This is a genomic window from Nitrospira tepida (genome assembly GCF_947241125.1).
Lineage (GTDB): Bacteria > Nitrospirota > Nitrospiria > Nitrospirales > Nitrospiraceae > Nitrospira_G > Nitrospira_G tepida.
Map to the genome: position 1 here is coordinate 4248239 of NZ_OX365700.1, position 15719 is coordinate 4263957.

16 protein-coding genes are annotated in these 15719 nt (G+C 60.7%); 3 read left to right on the forward strand and 13 right to left on the reverse strand.

Annotated features, from left to right (window positions below):
- Window positions 1-21: 21 nt before the first annotated feature.
- A complete protein-coding gene (locus QWI75_RS20165; protein WP_289271162.1) occupies window positions 22-882 on the forward strand; it encodes a uroporphyrinogen-III synthase in 861 nt (286 codons plus the stop codon).
- Between the two features lie 833 nt (window positions 883-1715).
- Here QWI75_RS20165 and QWI75_RS22965 read toward each other — a convergent pair.
- The 8 genes from QWI75_RS22965 to QWI75_RS20200 all read right to left on the reverse strand — a co-directional run bounded on the left by QWI75_RS22965 (window position 1716) and on the right by QWI75_RS20200 (window position 7840).
- A complete protein-coding gene (locus QWI75_RS22965; RefSeq protein WP_370693593.1) occupies window positions 1716-2033 on the reverse strand; it encodes a helix-turn-helix domain-containing protein in 318 nt (105 codons plus the stop codon).
- Entirely contained in the window at window positions 2030-2425 is a 396-nt protein-coding gene (locus tag QWI75_RS20170; RefSeq protein WP_289271163.1) for a type II toxin-antitoxin system RelE/ParE family toxin, read from the reverse strand. Before QWI75_RS20170 ends, QWI75_RS22965 begins: the two co-directional genes overlap by 4 nt.
- Window positions 2426-2917: 492 nt before the next feature.
- A complete protein-coding gene (locus QWI75_RS20175) occupies window positions 2918-3163 on the reverse strand; it encodes a type II toxin-antitoxin system HicB family antitoxin (protein WP_289271164.1) in 246 nt (81 codons plus the stop codon).
- A gap of 132 nt (window positions 3164-3295) precedes the next feature.
- Window positions 3296-4249 carry a formylglycine-generating enzyme family protein gene (locus QWI75_RS20180; protein ID WP_289271165.1) on the reverse strand — a complete coding sequence of 318 codons (954 nt, stop codon included), beginning with the start codon at window positions 4247-4249 and terminating at the stop codon, window positions 3296-3298.
- A gap of 29 nt (window positions 4250-4278) precedes the next feature.
- Complete coding sequence (locus tag QWI75_RS20185) at window positions 4279-4887, reverse strand: hypothetical protein (protein ID WP_289271166.1); 609 nt, start codon at window positions 4885-4887, stop codon at window positions 4279-4281.
- 87 nt (window positions 4888-4974) lie between these two features.
- A complete protein-coding gene (locus QWI75_RS20190; RefSeq protein ID WP_289271167.1) occupies window positions 4975-5976 on the reverse strand; it encodes a zinc-dependent alcohol dehydrogenase family protein in 1002 nt (333 codons plus the stop codon).
- A 107-nt stretch (window positions 5977-6083) separates the two neighbouring features.
- A complete protein-coding gene (locus tag QWI75_RS20195) occupies window positions 6084-6683 on the reverse strand; it encodes a YceI family protein (protein WP_289271168.1) in 600 nt (199 codons plus the stop codon).
- A 59-nt stretch (window positions 6684-6742) separates the two neighbouring features.
- Complete coding sequence (locus QWI75_RS20200; protein ID WP_289271169.1) at window positions 6743-7840, reverse strand: energy transducer TonB family protein; 1098 nt, start codon at window positions 7838-7840, stop codon at window positions 6743-6745.
- Between the two features lie 96 nt (window positions 7841-7936).
- On the opposite strand from QWI75_RS20200, the gene tdh reads away from it, so the two are divergent.
- Both tdh and QWI75_RS20210 read left to right on the forward strand, forming a co-directional pair.
- The gene (gene tdh / locus QWI75_RS20205) at window positions 7937-8971 is read left to right on the forward strand and encodes an L-threonine 3-dehydrogenase (protein WP_289271170.1); all 1035 of its coding nucleotides are present in this window, start codon (window positions 7937-7939) and stop codon (window positions 8969-8971) included.
- 102 nt (window positions 8972-9073) lie between these two features.
- A complete protein-coding gene (locus tag QWI75_RS20210) occupies window positions 9074-10276 on the forward strand; it encodes a glycine C-acetyltransferase (RefSeq protein WP_289271171.1) in 1203 nt (400 codons plus the stop codon).
- A 154-nt stretch (window positions 10277-10430) separates the two neighbouring features.
- Here QWI75_RS20210 and QWI75_RS20215 read toward each other — a convergent pair whose 3' ends face one another.
- From QWI75_RS20215 to QWI75_RS20235, 5 genes are all read right to left on the reverse strand, one after another.
- A complete protein-coding gene (locus QWI75_RS20215; protein ID WP_289271172.1) occupies window positions 10431-11432 on the reverse strand; it encodes an MlaA family lipoprotein in 1002 nt (333 codons plus the stop codon).
- A 219-nt stretch (window positions 11433-11651) separates the two neighbouring features.
- Window positions 11652-12158, reverse strand: a complete 507-nt coding sequence (locus QWI75_RS20220; RefSeq protein ID WP_289271173.1) for a PilZ domain-containing protein — start codon at window positions 12156-12158, stop codon at window positions 11652-11654.
- A gap of 188 nt (window positions 12159-12346) precedes the next feature.
- Window positions 12347-13102 (reverse strand): alpha/beta hydrolase, encoded by a 756-nt coding sequence (locus tag QWI75_RS20225; RefSeq protein WP_289271174.1) that lies wholly within the window; start codon window positions 13100-13102, stop codon window positions 12347-12349.
- A 22-nt stretch (window positions 13103-13124) separates the two neighbouring features.
- Window positions 13125-15086: an Lnb N-terminal periplasmic domain-containing protein gene (locus QWI75_RS20230; protein ID WP_289271175.1), complete on the reverse strand. Its 1962-nt coding sequence runs from the start codon at window positions 15084-15086 to the stop codon at window positions 13125-13127.
- 44 nt (window positions 15087-15130) lie between these two features.
- On the reverse strand, window positions 15131-15643 hold the full coding sequence (locus QWI75_RS20235) for a DUF3015 domain-containing protein (RefSeq protein ID WP_289271176.1): 513 nt from the start codon (window positions 15641-15643) through the stop codon (window positions 15131-15133).
- Between the last annotated feature and the right edge of the window lie 76 nt (window positions 15644-15719).

Sequence of the window (15719 nt, forward strand, 5' to 3'; positions counted from 1 at the left end):
CGTATTCCGAACGAGACGCCGATGAGCCAGAGCCAACCGGCTGAAGGCACAGGTTTCGCGGGGCTCCACGTCGCGGCCCTCGAAAGCCGCATGGCGGAGTCGATGGCGAACCTGATCCGCCGTTACGGCGGCGAGCCGCTGGTTGTCCCGGCGCTCCGTGAAATTCCCCTGTCCGATAACCATGCGGCGTTTGAATTCAGCGAACGCCTGTTCGTCGGACAGATCGACGTGGTGCTGTTGCTCACCGGCGTGGGGACTCAAACCTTGGTCGAGGTGCTTGCCACGCGCCATCCGATTGAATCCATTACTCAGGCCTTGAGCCGGACGACGCTCGTCGCCAGGGGCCCGAAGCCAGTCGCTGCATTGAAGCGGCTGGGGCTGACGCCGGCTCTGGTCGTCCCGGAACCGAATACCTGGCGGGACCTGCTAGCGGCTTTGGATCAACAGGGACCGGTCAAGGACCGACGGGTGGCGATTCAGGAGTACGGCGTGTCCAATGATGAGCTGGTCCGGGAGCTGATGGCGCGAGGCGCCCTGGTGATGCCGGTTCCGATTTATAAATGGGCGCTTCCGGAAGACACGGCCCCGCTACGCAACCTACTGACTGAGGTGACTGCCGGAAGGATCGATGTCCTGCTCGTCACCAATGCCGTGCAGGTCGAGCATGTCATGCAGGTGCTTGAAAGAGAGGGCAAGGTGGAGCCGTTTCGGACGGCGCTCAAGCGGATGGTGGTCGCTTCCATCGGCCCCACGGCCAGCGAACGGCTGCGCAGCCACGGCTGGCCCGTGGACCTGGAGCCGTCGCACCCGAAGATGGGCGTGCTGGTCAAAGAGGCCAGCGAGGCGGCATGGCGGCTGCTCCAGGGAAAGCGACCAGCATAGGATGAGCGTCTGACTACCGAACACGGAAGTGAAGCCCCCAACGCCGATGCGACTGCTGCCGTGAGGCAGTGGGAAGGTAGGACGCTGCCGGGGTTCAAAAGGGCCTGTTGGATCTCACGATCCGACAGGCCTTTTTCTTTTGAACCCCGGCAGCGCCGACTCCTCCTTTCCACGAAGAAAGTCGAAGGGTTTTCTCCGGCGACGTAGATTACGATAAAGCGATGAAGAGTAGCCGGCACAAGCAAGCTTGGTTTGGACCTCTGCCGGGTTACAACAAAGGCCCGCTGGTCGAAAGATCAGCGGGCCTTTTTCTTTTCCCGGGAGGAGAGGCGAGGGCAGCCTGGTCAATCGGATTGCGATCGAAGCGGGCGGTGCTCGTTGGACGCGCGCACGGCGGGGATCAACCAGGCCACCCTCGCTCAGACACCGAAAAGAAACGGCCTGCTCGGATTTGCGGTTCCGGCCTTCAGCCCAAATCGGGTCAGGTCTTGCAGCCACACATTCTCTGTTGACCATAGCTCCACTACACCCCATCTTGAGTCTGGGTTATGCCGAGGAATGCAAGGCGCCCTTGTCGTCGATTCGTGAGGCTGCTGAGACGAGGGCACGGACGCGAAACAGCAGGACAAGTCAAGCGGACTACTAATGCGCAGTGTGTGATTGCAAGACCTGCCCCTCTTGGTTTTGTGTGACGGTGGTTTTGCGGTCGCACCATTACACAATTTGTGAGCCATGGACTTACCCGCCATTACAGGCGGGGACATCCCGCTGGATTAGACGTCGGCAGTCAAGACCTTGGACGGTCGTTGTCGGTGCTCGCCGCCTGTGTCCGATCAGACAGCTCGATGCCTGTTGGATCCTGAAGTGAGGTTGATGGCCATTCGTCCTCCACAGGCACGAACGATTCTCTGAAGTGTGCGAAGCTCATACCGGTTGTAGTCCGCGTTTTCGTAGCGACTTATTGCAGAGGCGGTGGTTTTCGCTCGCTGGGCGACCTGGGCCTGAGTCAAGCCGGCCTCTCGGCGCAGTCGGGTTAACTGCTCTCCGATCGCCAACCTCTGTAATTCTTCTTCAAATCCTCGACGGAAGCTGGGGTTGGCGAGCTTTCTATTGAGCCACCCTTTGCCCCCGCGGCTTGGTTTCGACTTCATGTTCGACCTCCTCGCTCGAATTCTCGCTTACATGCCTCAGTTCGTTCAATTTCGCCTTTAGGAGTCTTGTCTCCCGCCTTCCTAAACCCATGCGTCAGTATCAGCCTCTTGCCAACGAAGAAGAAACACAGGACGCGATCTGCCTCAACCTTGAACTCGAAAATCTTATCCGTTCCGGTCAAATGCTTGAACTTGTGTTCATTCCAGATCTTCCCGGTATCTCCCATCCGAACGAACAGCGCGGCGAATTTCTGTTGGCTTGCAAGCGGCATCTGTTCCAGCCATTCCTCGGCGGGTGCCGTCCCACCGTGAGTAACGTAGAACTCAATGCTGAGCATGGCACCGCGGTAGACGAGCCGAGTGGACGAATGTCTACCGGCCGGATTCGCCATGCTGTCTGGATACGATATAGCATATATGCTACTACACGCTCAAGATGGACAGCCTACGCAAAGACAAATGGGGTTGGGAATCTTTGTTTGAAGAGGTTTGCTTGAAGAGGTTTGCTTGAAGAGGTTTGCTTGAAGAGGTCTTGTCTCAATCAGTCATTTGACGCAAGCTGGTGACATCGCGGCGGCACTAGCGTTCGCCTGTCAGGGGGCCAGCGTGGTGGCCGCCGGCGTGTCTGGGTTCCAATAGTGGTCTTGCAATAACACATGCCGAGATTACCCTCGGACCCTGTGAGTCAGTGGCCAACTGGGTTCTGTTCATTCTGAGCGCGCGCCGCTGATTTCGTGTTGCATTCGTTGTGACAATCGGCACAATTCATGATCAAGTAACTCGGTGAGTGGGCGGGCAAAGAGAGGGACGTGCGATTGCAAGACCCTCATTTTGATGAAGTAAGTGGCACTGGCAGAGACCCACAGGTCGATACTGTGCAGAAGTCAGAATCCTACAAGAAGTTCAGAAGCAGTCTGGTAGATCGCAGGGCGGTCGCGCGGCTTGGGGATGGGTTTCCGTTCCGCCTTGGCACTCTGTAGCCAGAGCCGCTTTGCTAACTGAACTTGCTTCAGTGCCTCAGCAGGAGTCTTGCCAAATGCGGAACCGGCTTGGAGGTCCGGGATGTCGGCAACGTAGCCGCCATCTGCCTCACTGTAAAAAATGTTGATGTGGTAGTCCTTCCTGTTCACTCTGCGTCGTGCCATTCTAGACCATAGCAGTAAAGCGGAGGTTTTTTGATCCTGCCAACGCCTTCGCGAGCAGCTTGGTTTGTTCATATCCTCCGATTTGTACGTCTTTTCTCCAGATGAACCGCCTGCTCTTCAGGGCACGTTCTGCGACACAGGAGACGCGGCGGCGCTCTGCTCGGCCGGCACGTCCCGCGCGCAGCGGAAGCCGAGCCAGTTCATGGAGGTCTTGGGGTCGGTCCCGTTCCGCTGGGCCACGCGCACCGTCGGCGTGCTGTCGATCCAGCCCCCGCCGCGAAAGGCCTTATGCGTGCCGGTTTCCGGTCCCTTGGGATTCCGGTCCGGCCCGGTTTTGTAATAGTCCTTGTCGTACCAGTCCGCAACCCATTCCGCCACGTTGCCGACCATCTGGAACAGGCCGTAGGGACTCACGGCGTTGTCGTACTTGTCCACGGAGATGATCGGCGGATAGAGCAGCAGCCGCTCCGGGCGGTCGCGGACCGGGCCGGAGAGCCCCGTTCGCCCGAAGTTCGCCCGCGTCAGCCCGGCCGGTTGATTGCCCCAGGGATAGATCCGCCCGTCCGCGCCGCGCGCCGCCTTTTCCCATTCAGCCTCGGTCGGGAGGCGCTTCCCCGCCCACTTGCAGTAGGCATCGGCTTCGAACCAGGTGACGTGCATGATCGGATGGTTGACCATGGTCTCCTGGAAGTTCCCGCCGTCGAATTTCCAATCAACCTGTGGATCCAAATTATTGGCCAACACGTACTTCAAATATTGGACGGTGGTCACTTCATACTTGTCGATTTCGTAGGCGTCGAGATAGATCGTTCGCTGCGGCATCTCCGCCTGGTAGGCCAGCCTATCGACTTTCTTGTTGCTCCCCATCAGGAACTCGCCGGCCGGAATCACCACCATCTCGTCATGAGCCGGAAGCTTGATCCGTTCCGCCGCGAGCTTCTTGCCTTCCGGCGTCCACTCCTGTTTCACGTCGCCGACATCGAGGGCCCACACCAGCCCCGCCGCCGAGAGCCCCAGCCCGCACAGTCCCACCGCCACACCCGCCAGATGCGTTACATGGTTCTTCTTCATGGCCGCTGCGCCCTCTCCTGTTGACTCGGTTACATCCTCGGCTTGGATTCGAGTTGCTGTTCCGGTTTAGATTCTGCTGGTTGCTGATCGTAGGATTCCAACGGCTGGAAATTCACCGGCAGTTGAAACAAATAATCCGAGACCGCCCGCATTTTCAAGTGTCGATACTCTATGATCCAACTAGCGTCCTTTTTGGCCAACTTCACGGGAAACCGAATGTCCGTAGCCAGCCATTGATAGTACTGCTCCGTGCCCTCGGCCGTCTGCGTGGTCACCTCGTAGAGTATGGTGGGATGCCCGTCGAACACTTCCGTCCCGATCTCCTCCCGGCCCGTTTCGCCTTCCAGTTTCTCCGCGATCTTGGGCGCCATGGCCGGATCGTAGGGCACGGTCTTGAAATGTTTCATGCGCGACAGCAACAGCCACATGAGTTGCTTGTCTTTGCGAACGATGGTGACGTTCACCGGCCCCAGGTCATGGTGCTCAAGCCGCCACATATCATCACGGTAGTACATCACCGTCTTTCTTGTCCGGCCGTTGCTCTTGACGATCTGGTCGGCGGTGAATTCCAGCGCCAAGGCCGGCTCGGCCATCCAGCACAGGGCGAGCAACCCGATGACCACCTGTTTTGGATTCATGCTTCCTCCCCTGCCGCATCCTACCATAGCCGGCCCCGCGCCGCCTGCGGACGCCGAAACGCCTCGTCCGGCCCGAGAGCGCTTCGTTCACGGCATCACGAGGACGCCGGAGCCGTTGATCGTGCCAGCCTTGAGGGATTGGAGCGCCCGGTTGGCTTCGTCGAGTCGAAAGCTGGTGGTGCGGGGCCGGATAGGAATCTCGGCCGCGACGCGGAGAAAATCCACCCCGTCCTGCTTGGTATTGGCCGTGACGCTGCGAATGACCCGCTCCCCGAACACCTCCCTGTCGTAATCGAGCGAAGGGATCGCGCTCATATGAATCCCGGCGAGGGCGAGCGTGCCCCCCTGCTCCAACGCGCGCAAGGCCGGCGGCACCAGTTCGCCCGCCGGCGCAAAGATGATCGAAGCGTGGAGTTTCTTGGGCGGCATGGCCACCGCCTCCCCTGCCCATCTCGCCCCCATCTCACGAGCCATCGCCTGGTGCTCCGCCTTGAGCGAACAGACATAGACTTCGCAGCCCCAATGCCGGGCCACTTGAATGGCCAGGTGCGCCGCGGCCCCGAATCCATAGAGGCCAAGCCGCTGTCCCGGCTGGATGCCGCTCAAGCGCAGCGCGCGGAACCCGATGATCCCCGCGCAGAGGAGCGGCGCGGCCTCCTCGTCGGCAAAGGTCGCAGGGATCGGATAGGCGAAGGAGGCCGGCACGACAGCCGCCGTCGCAAACCCTCCGTCTTCATGGTAGCCCGTGAACCGGGCGGAGGGGCACAGGTTCTCGCGGCCCGTCCGACAGAAATCACAAGTCCCGCAGGTGCGCCTGAGCCAGGCGATTCCAACACGATCGCCCGAACGGAACGACCGCACGTTGGTTCCGACCGCCTCCACCGACCCGACGATCTGGTGCCCGGGGATCACGGGGGATTTTTGGGGAGGCAACTCTGCCTCGATGACATGCAGATCCGTTCGGCAAATGCCGCAGACCGAGACTCGGATCAGGATCTCATCGGGACCCGGCGCGGGCGCGGGAACCTCCTCGAAGATCAACGGCGAGGACCGGATATCCGCCGGCCTGTGCAACACCATGGCCTGCATGACGCAATGCCTGAAGACGGATCAGGGGAGGAACTTGCAGCGGGGCCTGGCAGGAGGCATCGCCACGTGGCGCCTCGGCACCCAGCCGCCGAAGATCAGAAAGCCGATCAACCGCCCTTCGCCTTGATAACCTCAACCTCCAACCGGATATCAACGTCGTCGCCGACGATCAACCCGCCGCTATCCAAGGTCTTGTTCCAATTCATGCCGAAGTCCTTCCGGTTCAGCTTCCCTTTTCCGGTGAAGCCCGCGCGGGTGTTGCCCCACGGGTCTTTGGTCACCCCGTTGAAGGCGCCGATCAACGTGATTTCTTTGGTGACCCCGCGCATCGTCAGGTCCCCGACAGCGGTGTACTCGTCACCTGTTTTCTTGACCTGCTTGAGTTTGAACGTAATCGCGGGATACTTCTCGACATCGAAAAAGTCCGGGCTCCGAAGATGTGTGTCGCGCTTTTCGTGGTTGGTGTTCAGTGACGCGGCCTTGATCGTGGCTTCGATGGTCTTGAATTGCCCCGCCTCCGGGTCCATCTCGACGAACCCGCTGTAATCCATGAACCGTCCGGTCGTCTTGGAGATCACCATGTGCTTGACTTGGAACTCGATGATGGAGTGGTCCAGGTCCACATCGTACCGGGCCATCTCGCCCCACGCCATCCCGCCGACCATCACGGTACTTGCCAACAGGCCGGCCACCCACATGCTTCGCATCACGGCGCTCCGCATCGCTTCACCTCATCCTGATTGTGAACAGATAGTCAGACGGTCGGTCACTTCGTCGCCGGCTTCGGCGCCACCGGCTTGGACTCTTTTGATTCGACCGTAGTGGTCTCTGCGGCCTTCTGGTCCCCCTTTGGGTCAGGCACGGGCGCTGGTCCAGCCGTGACCGAAGAGGTCGCTCCCGCCAGCGCAGGCTGGTTCTGTTGCACCGCCGCGGCCGGCCTGGCTCCGGTCCGCATGCGGACATGGACATCGACATAGTCCTCATTGGTGCCACCCGGAATCGGGGGGAAGGGATGGGCCTGTACGATCGCCAACAGGCCGGCCTCATCGACCTCGCGGACACCCGAACTCCGTTCGAGCTGGATGAGCTGCGCGTTCCCGTTGGCATGCATGCGAAACCGCACCCGCACCGTTTCCCGCGCGCCGTTGACCCCCCTCGCAAACCGCATCCGGTGGCTCCAGCTCCGGCTGATCAGGCGCGTGATTTCCTTCCAGTACAGCCGTTCTTGCTTGGTCTCCGGCAATGGCCTGAGGTCTTCCTCCGCAATCAGCACATTGGCCACCGGCGGCACATCCGGTTGCACTTCGTCGAGCGGCATCTCGTTGGCAGGCGACTCCAGGGCTTCGTCCTCGCTCTCTTTCTCCTGCGGCTTGGCCGGCTCGTGCACCATGGTCAGATAGACGGTGCGGGCAAGGATTCGCTTGAGCGTATTGTCTCGCACGCGCGACACCGTCACCCGCAGGCGGACGGCCTTCGGCCTCACGGACGTATAACCCACCGGCTTCGGTTGGATCGTGATCGCCGCTTTCCACTCGCCCGGGGTTTCCGTCTGCTCCATCGGCACCATGGCCTTGTCGAACGCGAGGCTCTCGACCGCGGTGACCAGCGAGGCATTGCTCTTCGGCCCGTTGGCGAGCGTCACGGTAAGCGGCAGTTCCTCCCCGAACTGCACGACGCCGGTCTCCAGCGCATTCTCCAGGATCACGTTCAGAGAGGGCTTGGGAGCGGGAGGTTTGACGGCGGGGCTCTGGGTTTCAGCCGCGTCGCTTTTGAGCGGGGCCACCGATGAACAGAGCAGCAACGCGGGCAGGAGCAGGACGCGCGTCAGAACCGGACACCGTTGTTGATCCGCCGCAGGCGACATGGCTGCATCCTACCGTTCCCGAAAAAGTGATGCAACCGCCGCGATCGCAAACGGCCTTTTCTTCGCATCCGGTCCAGCTTGTGGGATAATACGGCCATGCATGCCGTACGCAAGCTGGCTCCCGGCCCCGGGTTGATCTTCACCGAACAGCCGGACCCGCGTCCCGGACCTCACGACGTGGTCGTGCGCGTGAAGGCCACGTCGATCTGCGGGACCGACGCACATATCTACAATTGGGACCCCTGGGCAGAAAGCCGCATCCATCTGCCCCTCACCGTCGGCCATGAACTATGCGGAGAGGTCGTGGAAGTCGGATCGGCCGTGACCTTGGTGAGCCTCGGCGAGTACGTTGCCGCCGAATCCCACCTTACCTGCGGACGCTGCTTTCAATGCCGGACCGGGCAGGCGCACGTCTGCCGGAGCTATCGCATTCTCGGCGTCGATCTGGACGGGTCCTACGCTGAATATGTGGCCCTGCCGGAAGCCGTGCTGTGGAAAACGGCGCCCGACATTCCCCCGCACCTCGCCTGCATTCAGGAGCCGCTCGGCAACGCCGTGGACGCGGCCTTGGCGGAAGACGTGACGGGCCAGACCCTCTTGATCACCGGCTGCGGCCCCACCGGCCTGTTCGCCGCCGCCGTCGCTCGGACCGCGGGGGCCGCGACGATCATCGCGTCGGACGTGAGCGACTACCGACTGGGCCTGGCCAAGCAGCTCGGCGTCGATCACACCTTGAATGTCAAGGCCGATACGCCCGAGGCCATCGCGTCGGCCATCCGAGACATCACGGAGGGCGAAGGGGTGGATGCGTCGCTGGAGATGTCGGGCGACCCGACCGCGCTGCATCAGGCCTTCCAGGCGGTCAAGAACGGAGGGCGCGTGACGCTGTTCGGTATTCCCAAAGGTCCGATCTGCTTCGACCTGCCGAACGAGATCATCTTCAAAGGCATTCGCGTGTACGGGGTGACCGGACGGCGTCTGTTCGAGACCTGGTATCGCATTGCCGGGTTGTTCAAGGCAGGGCTCGATGTTCGCCCCGTCGTGACCCATACGTTTCCGCTGGCGGAGTTTGAGCAGGGTTTTGCGCTCCTCAATTCGGGCCAGTGCGGGAAGGTGGTGCTATTTCCGTGAAACGAGGTGCTGGGTGCTCAATGCTGAGTGCTCAGCACCATCAAGGAGTGCTAACCATTCCTTCCTCAGCACCCAGCACTCGGTACTAAGGACTGAGGCGACATGGCCTACACGTCGTTGAAGAAAGCGGTCGAACGTCAACTGGCCGAGATCCGCAGCGCCGGCCTGTACAAGACCGAGCGGCAACTGATCGGTCCGCAGGCGGCCGAGATCCAAGTGGCCCACGGCCAAGGCCAACGAGCCGCGCTGAACTTCTGCGCCAACAACTATCTCGGGCTGGCCAACCATCCCGAGATCCGCAAGGCCGCGAAGGACGGGTTGGATCAACACGGCTACGGCATGGCCTCCGTGCGGTTCATCTGCGGGACGCAGGATCTGCATAAGCGCCTTGAACGGGCGCTGACCACTTTCCTCGGGACCGGGGACACGATCCTCTACAGTTCCTGTTTCGATGCGAACGGCGGCTTGTTCGAAACGCTCTTAGGCGAAGAGGACGCGGTCATCAGCGACGCGCTCAACCATGCAAGCCTGATCGACGGGATTCGCCTCTGCAAAGCCAAACGGTTTCGTTATGCCCACGCGGATATGGGCGAGTTGGAAACGGCGCTGAAGGATGCCGCGTCCTGCCGCCTCCGGCTGATCGCCACCGACGGGGTCTTTTCCATGGACGGCGATCTGGCGCCGCTCGATCGCGTCGCGGACCTGGCCGACCGGTACGATGCCGCCGTGGTCGTGGATGACAGCCATGCCACCGGGGTGCTGGGGCGCCAAGGGCGGGGCACGCCCGATCACTTCGGGGTCGCGGACCGCGTTGATTTGATCACCAGCACCCTCGGCAAAGCGTTGGGCGGCGCGGCCGGCGGGTTCACAACCGGACGGGCGGAAATCATCGAGCTGCTTCGCCAACGATCCCGTCCCTATCTTTTCTCCAATTCCCTTCCGCCGGTGATTGCCGCAGCGGCGCTCCAGGCCGTGAAGCTGGTGGCGCAGGGGGATACGCTTCGAGCCGCCCTTCAGGCGAACAGCCTGTTTTTCCGCACGGAAATGACTCGACTCGGGTTTCGCCTCCTGCCCGGCACCCACCCGATTGTGCCCATCATGCTGGGCGACGCGGCGTTGGCGACGAAAATGGCGGACCGGCTCCTGCAGGAAGGAATCTATGTGGTGGGGTTCAGCTATCCCGTGGTCCCGAAAGGCCAAGCCCGCATTCGCGTGCAACTGTCCGCTGCCCATACAAGAGAACAACTGGAACGGGCGGTGCACGCCTTTGCCAAGGTCGGGCGAGAACTCGGCGTGATCGCCTGACGACGCCCCCGCTCGTCAAGCGGGGTGCGTCAACCGTCATTGGTCATTCGTCAGCCGCCAACCGGTCTAAAGTTCCCACCGTCCATCTCCTCTGCTCCCAGAGGAGATGCTTCTCTCGAATGACGAATGACCCTTGACGAGTGACGCCTGTATCTTATTCCCGAACCAGCTTCGCGCGCTTCTGCAGATAGGCGTTGCGGACGGCGCTGTACAGGTCGATCGTGGACTCCTCGACCCCCTCGAACGTTTCCAGATTACGCGACCGCTCGTTGACGATGAAGGTGGCGCGTGAGCCCAATTGCACGATCGTGGTGGTCATACGGTTTTTGTGGGCGACCAGCGAAGGGACGTTCTCGATCTCGATGATCGGGAATACCAGCCAGTTGATCGGATCGAGCGCCAGATCCATGAGGTATCCGGTGAAGTCGCGGACCGTGAACGGCGGGAACAGCGGCAACACAAGATAGGGTCCCTGCTGCACGTTGTAGTAGCCCAGCGTCTGGCCAAAATCCTCATCCGGCGTGTCGATCTCCATGTGCTTGGCCACGTCGAAGAACCCGCCCAGCCCGAAGGTGGTGTTGAGCGCAAACCGGCCCAACTCGATCCCGGCGCCCCGCAACTTGCCTTGAAAGAGGTTATTGAACAGTCGCGGCCCTGTCCGAATGTTATGGAAAAAATTCTGCACGCCCCGTTGCACATCATCCGGCAGAACGGCGTTATAGGCCTTGGCGATCGGCTTGAGGGCATATTTGTCGATCTTCCGGTTCACCTCGAACATAAAGACGTTGAACGGCTCCCAGGGATCGTATTCCTCGACGACATCCTGCGGACTGGCAAAGGGATCATAGGGCTCATCCGCGTCATGTTCGTCAACCTGGTCGGTCTTGCCTGCCTTGGGAGACTCCGGCGAAGCGGGAGCCTGCTGCGCGGCTGCCGTGACAGGATGAGCCGCCGACGTCATCAAGAGGATCGCTCCATCCCACTCCCTCGCCGGCAAGCCCGAGGACGGATGAAATGGCGATGCGGCGTCGGTTCGTAGCAGTGCCCCGTGATCGGCGCAGCCGCTCAAACTTGCGAGGACGAGCCAGAGCAGCACCTCTCCCCATCCTCGACCTCGTTTTACAGACAGATCCCGGCCATATCCATGATTGCTCATCGTATTGAACTCGTCTGGATTGTATGAACTGCGTAGAAGAATGAACTTTAGCAAATAGAGGTCGAAAGCTCAAAGTTTCTCCGAGAGTACGCGGGCACAGGGTCGCACGGTCGGTCTTGCCTCTTGTGCATGCGCGAGCGCGTCTTACGGCCACAGGATGGGGAGCCGTGAAGGGACGAGGAAGAAGGAGCGCCGGTTGGGTGATGGAGGGAGGAAGACTCAGCGCCTGGCCCGTTGGAGCGCCGAGACGAGGTCACGAACCTGCCGATGGGTAGTCTCGGGAAGATTGACAAACTGGACTTCCATCCCAGGCAAAAAGAGATGGCGTTCCGGCTTGTGCCGAACCCACACGACTCTAGCTTTGGACATGTGCCGCTGGTGAGGCTGGTCAGGCAGGGAAAATTCGACCGTCAGCTCGGTTCCGACAGGCAGCGGAGTGCCGGTCTCAAGAAAAAACCCACCCCCTCCGAATTCCGCCGTGAGCCCCTCGCCGGATAGGGCTCCCGCCGCATGGTAATGCACCTTCAGCGCCAGGGGAACCATGCTCTGGACCACCTCCCGATCATCACTCTGCTGCCGGCTTTGAACCAACTCGATCACGGAGGCCCAACTGACCGTCCCCAGGACCTCTCCACCCGGAGAGATCACGGACAATAGTTCCCTGGTATTGTCGAAGACCAGGGTAGAACCTTCATAACCTGTCGTTGTTTTGACTGGCAATCTCATAAGTGTTCCAGATTGTACACTGTCTACCTAAGCATTTGAATGCTAAGGGCACCAAATAATCATCTGCACGATTGGATCGCTAGGGATGCAAGACTCGGTCCATACAGACCTATCGATATCGGGGATACTGGTCCAGCGAACGATTCGCTAACAATGGTGCTCCACAGGGCAGCCGAGAAGGACGCGGTTTAGCCGCGAACAACTGATTCGACAAATGTGCGGAGGCGGGTGAAATAGGCCGCTCCTCCCTGGAACGGCAGGTTGTTATGGTCGGCCCCAGGGACCAAGTAAAAGGATTTTGGGTCTTTGAGCGCGTCGAAGACGGCTTTGCCCAAGGCCGGCGGGATGAGATCGTCCCGATCGCCATGGATCACCAGAGAAGGCAGCGCCAGATGTGGCAATCGGTCGATCAAACGAAAGTCGGCTCCGATCAGCCAATGGGCCGGCAGCCCCCAATAATGGAATCTGGCGACCGCCTCAACGGACGGAAAGCTGGATTCCAGAATCAATCCCGCCGCCGGGCGTCGCAGCGCCACCTCGCCCGCCACGGCCCCGCCGAGCGACCGCCCGAACAGCACCACCCGCTCCGGGCTCACGCGCTCCTTCGCCCTCAAATAATCATGGGCGGCAATAGCATCCCGGTAGAGACCCTGCTCCGACGGCCGCCCTTCGCTGCGTCCATAGCCCCGATAGTCGAACAGCAACACTGAGAGTCCGGTTCGGTACAGTGCACGAAGATTTTCCAGCCGGTGAATGATGTTGCCCGCATTGCCGTGGCACCACAGCAGGACGGCGGGCGAATGCGGTGCCCGCACATACCACCCGAACAGGTGCGGCCCATCCTCCGCCCGAAACCTCGCCTCCTCCAGCGGCAGGCCGCTGAGCCTGGCCCAGTCGCGATCCTCCCAGGGCGCCGGATGATAGAGAAACAGCCGATCGAGCATGGGCCCTCCGATCGGTCGCCGATCAAAAATAGGCGTGCAGCAAGAACTGCACGTCGTTGTCATGGTCGCGATGGTGGTACTCAAGACGAAGGGCCAGGTTCTGGCTCAATGTATACCGTTGTCCGATCGACCATCGCCAATCGTCCGACCGGTCCCCGATCGGATATTTCAGATAGGTCGACGAGGCCATGATCTTCCACCGTTCCGTCAGATCCGCCAGCACGCCGACCGTGCCGCCTCCCCCGATCCGGTGCCGTTCATCATAAGCCCGGCTGTAGTTCGCCTCCACTTCGGCAAACCCAAAGTAGACTTCGCGCCGGAACCATCTGGTCTCGAAGGCCGCGCCGATGCCTCCGCCGGCGACTCCGTTGCTGCACAGATCGCAAGCCTTGTGCTTGATGGTATTCATGCCCAGATTCAGCTTCCATGACGGGGCCAGGAACAGGCTGTCCATCGGAGACAATGACACCATGTTCAACAGGCCGAATCGCTCCAATCTGGTCTGGTCGCGATGGTGGTAGTGCCTGAGCCCCACGGAAATCGCCTCGATCTGCGCATCCGGCGTATAGCCGGGCTCCGGGTCCAGGAGATCATGATACACTCCGCGGAAGGCCAGTTCCTCGTAGGCGTCGTTGTTGCGCCATCCGCCTCCCACCCCGACGCGAGCCGTGCCGTGACCGCGATCAGGCCGATCGGTAAACGGCACGATGGTCAGATCCTCCGGAGGAACCTTCAGCCGACTCCGCGCTCGCAGGATCGTCCGGTTGCGATCCTTGAACTCGGATGAACTCTGGGGCGCGCCTCCGCCCCGCATGAGGAGATAGTCGGAGGCCGTATCCATGATGAACGCCTGCCGCTCAGGTGACTGAGCCGTAAACCCGCCCGTCTGCAACACCTGTGGATCGCCGACGAGCTTCCCCAGCCACGTTTGTTCTTCCGGCGACATCGCCCGCCGCTTTTGATCGACCACCGTGCGTCGGGAGGGTCGGTACACGACGTCCTTGACCAGTCCCGGTTGCGCCATCACCCGGCGAACGGTGTCGCTCGGCAAGGTATAGAAGGGAAATCCATCGGTGAGATGAAACGACGGATCCGCCGCGTCGAGCAGAGAGAGGATATGGTAGGCGCAGTTCTCGTCGAAGAAAAAGTAGTCGAACGTGGCGTTGCCCATTTCCCACGCATGCATGAGCAGCCGCCGGATCTGTTCATTTGACAGATCCAGCCGGTATTCCCAGATGTCGCGGTTTTCGATGTCGCGGTATTCCAACACCTTGAGGTAGTAGGGAATGGTGGAAAACCGGCCCGGATACCCTCCGAAAATCCCCTTGAACGCGTATTCCGGTCCGGCATCGGGCGGCACCTCCGCCGCGTAGTTGATCGTATAAGCCAGAATCCTCGTTTGCTCGGTCTGGCCTCGTTGATCGACGCGCAGAAAGGTATGGCCGAACATCGAGGAGGGGTTGTTCATGAAGCCGGCGGGGAAAATCAAGCTGATCCCCTCGGCATTGAGTTCCTTGAACCAGGTTTCGAACCGCTCGCAGCGTTGCGGGGGCAGGCGCTGCTCATCGAAGGATAACTGTTCCTTCAGCCAGGTGTACCGCGCGATGAACGCGCATTGCGCCGGCTGTTTGGAGCGCCCAACGAGATCGTCCTTGAAGAAGGCGGCCAGAGTGGCTTCCAGTTCGGCTTGGGGATTGGTCTTCCCGTCGGAGTCGAGAAAGAATCCCGGGTCATCTTGCTGACTCTTCACGCCGCCCAATAGCTTCGGGTAATAATGGAGGAGTTGCCGCCATTCCCGACGATCGGCCAGCGCCTGTCTGTTCGCGCGCTGAATCAGTTCGCTCAGGTAAGCGGATGGATCATCGGCCGCGAAGGCGCCGGAGTAGGACGGGATGAGAAGGGCGACGAAGAAGCAACGCCAGGCGACTGCCGCACAAAATGCCGGCAGCCGTTTGGCAACCGAACGGAAGCAGGAGTGAAACACTCGATCGCCCCCCGATTCTTGGCCAAGCGGGAACCGCAAGGCCTTCAGCGGGTCGCGGTCGCCTTCGCAAGGAGTGGATGACCGGCGATTGCGTCATTCAATGCCTTGATCAAGGCTACGGGGGAAGACTCGCCGCCCCGGATCAGGCTGGTATATCGATCTTGCGTCATCGCAAAGAACAAGGCCTGATGCTCGGCAGGCACGCCCATCAGCGCGGCCAGGGAGGACAGATGCTGGCCTTCCCCTTGAGCCATCTCTTGAGCCAGATTCTCGAAATTGAGGCTCGCAAAGGTCGTGACCTTGTGTTCAGCCCAGACTTGCCCGTCGTTCGTGCAACCGGAGGTGCCGCTGCTGATGCCGAAGGTGCCACTCCCAAAGGAGCCGTTGGTCGTCGCCATGAAGGCCTGTGGCAGAATGTTCTTTTGGTTCTTGAAATCGGCCCAGAGCACTTTCCCCGCCCCGCAGCCTGGTCCCGTGTCAGGATTCGTCGCGAGCGCTATCCCACCCTGCATGATACACAAACCCAACACGAGATGAAGTCTGATCATTCCCTTCATCCCGCCCTCCTTTCTGATCGTAGAACTGTGATGATGCAGAGTGCAGGCATGACGGACCGCCCGAATTATAACAAAT

Excerpts from the sequence above, each read along its gene's own strand:
- QWI75_RS20165 (WP_289271162.1), top strand. The coding sequence starts at position 22 with ATGAGCCAGAGCCAACCGGCTGAAGGCACAGGTTTCGCGGGGCTCCAC.
- QWI75_RS22965 (WP_370693593.1), bottom strand. The coding sequence starts at position 2,033 with ATGAAGTCGAAACCAAGCCGCGGGGGCAAAGGGTGGCTCAATAGAAAG.
- QWI75_RS20170 (WP_289271163.1), bottom strand. The coding sequence starts at position 2,425 with ATGGCGAATCCGGCCGGTAGACATTCGTCCACTCGGCTCGTCTACCGC.
- QWI75_RS20180 (WP_289271165.1), bottom strand. The coding sequence starts at position 4,249 with ATGAAGAAGAACCATGTAACGCATCTGGCGGGTGTGGCGGTGGGACTG.
- QWI75_RS20185 (WP_289271166.1), bottom strand. The coding sequence starts at position 4,887 with ATGAATCCAAAACAGGTGGTCATCGGGTTGCTCGCCCTGTGCTGGATG.
- QWI75_RS20190 (WP_289271167.1), bottom strand. The coding sequence starts at position 5,976 with ATGCAGGCCATGGTGTTGCACAGGCCGGCGGATATCCGGTCCTCGCCG.
- QWI75_RS20195 (WP_289271168.1), bottom strand. The coding sequence starts at position 6,683 with ATGCGAAGCATGTGGGTGGCCGGCCTGTTGGCAAGTACCGTGATGGTC.
- QWI75_RS20200 (WP_289271169.1), bottom strand. The coding sequence starts at position 7,840 with ATGTCGCCTGCGGCGGATCAACAACGGTGTCCGGTTCTGACGCGCGTC.
- tdh (WP_289271170.1), top strand. The coding sequence starts at position 7,937 with ATGCATGCCGTACGCAAGCTGGCTCCCGGCCCCGGGTTGATCTTCACC.
- QWI75_RS20210 (WP_289271171.1), top strand. The coding sequence starts at position 9,074 with ATGGCCTACACGTCGTTGAAGAAAGCGGTCGAACGTCAACTGGCCGAG.
- QWI75_RS20215 (WP_289271172.1), bottom strand. The coding sequence starts at position 11,432 with ATGAGCAATCATGGATATGGCCGGGATCTGTCTGTAAAACGAGGTCGA.
- QWI75_RS20220 (WP_289271173.1), bottom strand. The coding sequence starts at position 12,158 with ATGAGATTGCCAGTCAAAACAACGACAGGTTATGAAGGTTCTACCCTG.
- QWI75_RS20225 (WP_289271174.1), bottom strand. The coding sequence starts at position 13,102 with ATGCTCGATCGGCTGTTTCTCTATCATCCGGCGCCCTGGGAGGATCGC.
- QWI75_RS20235 (WP_289271176.1), bottom strand. The coding sequence starts at position 15,643 with ATGAAGGGAATGATCAGACTTCATCTCGTGTTGGGTTTGTGTATCATG.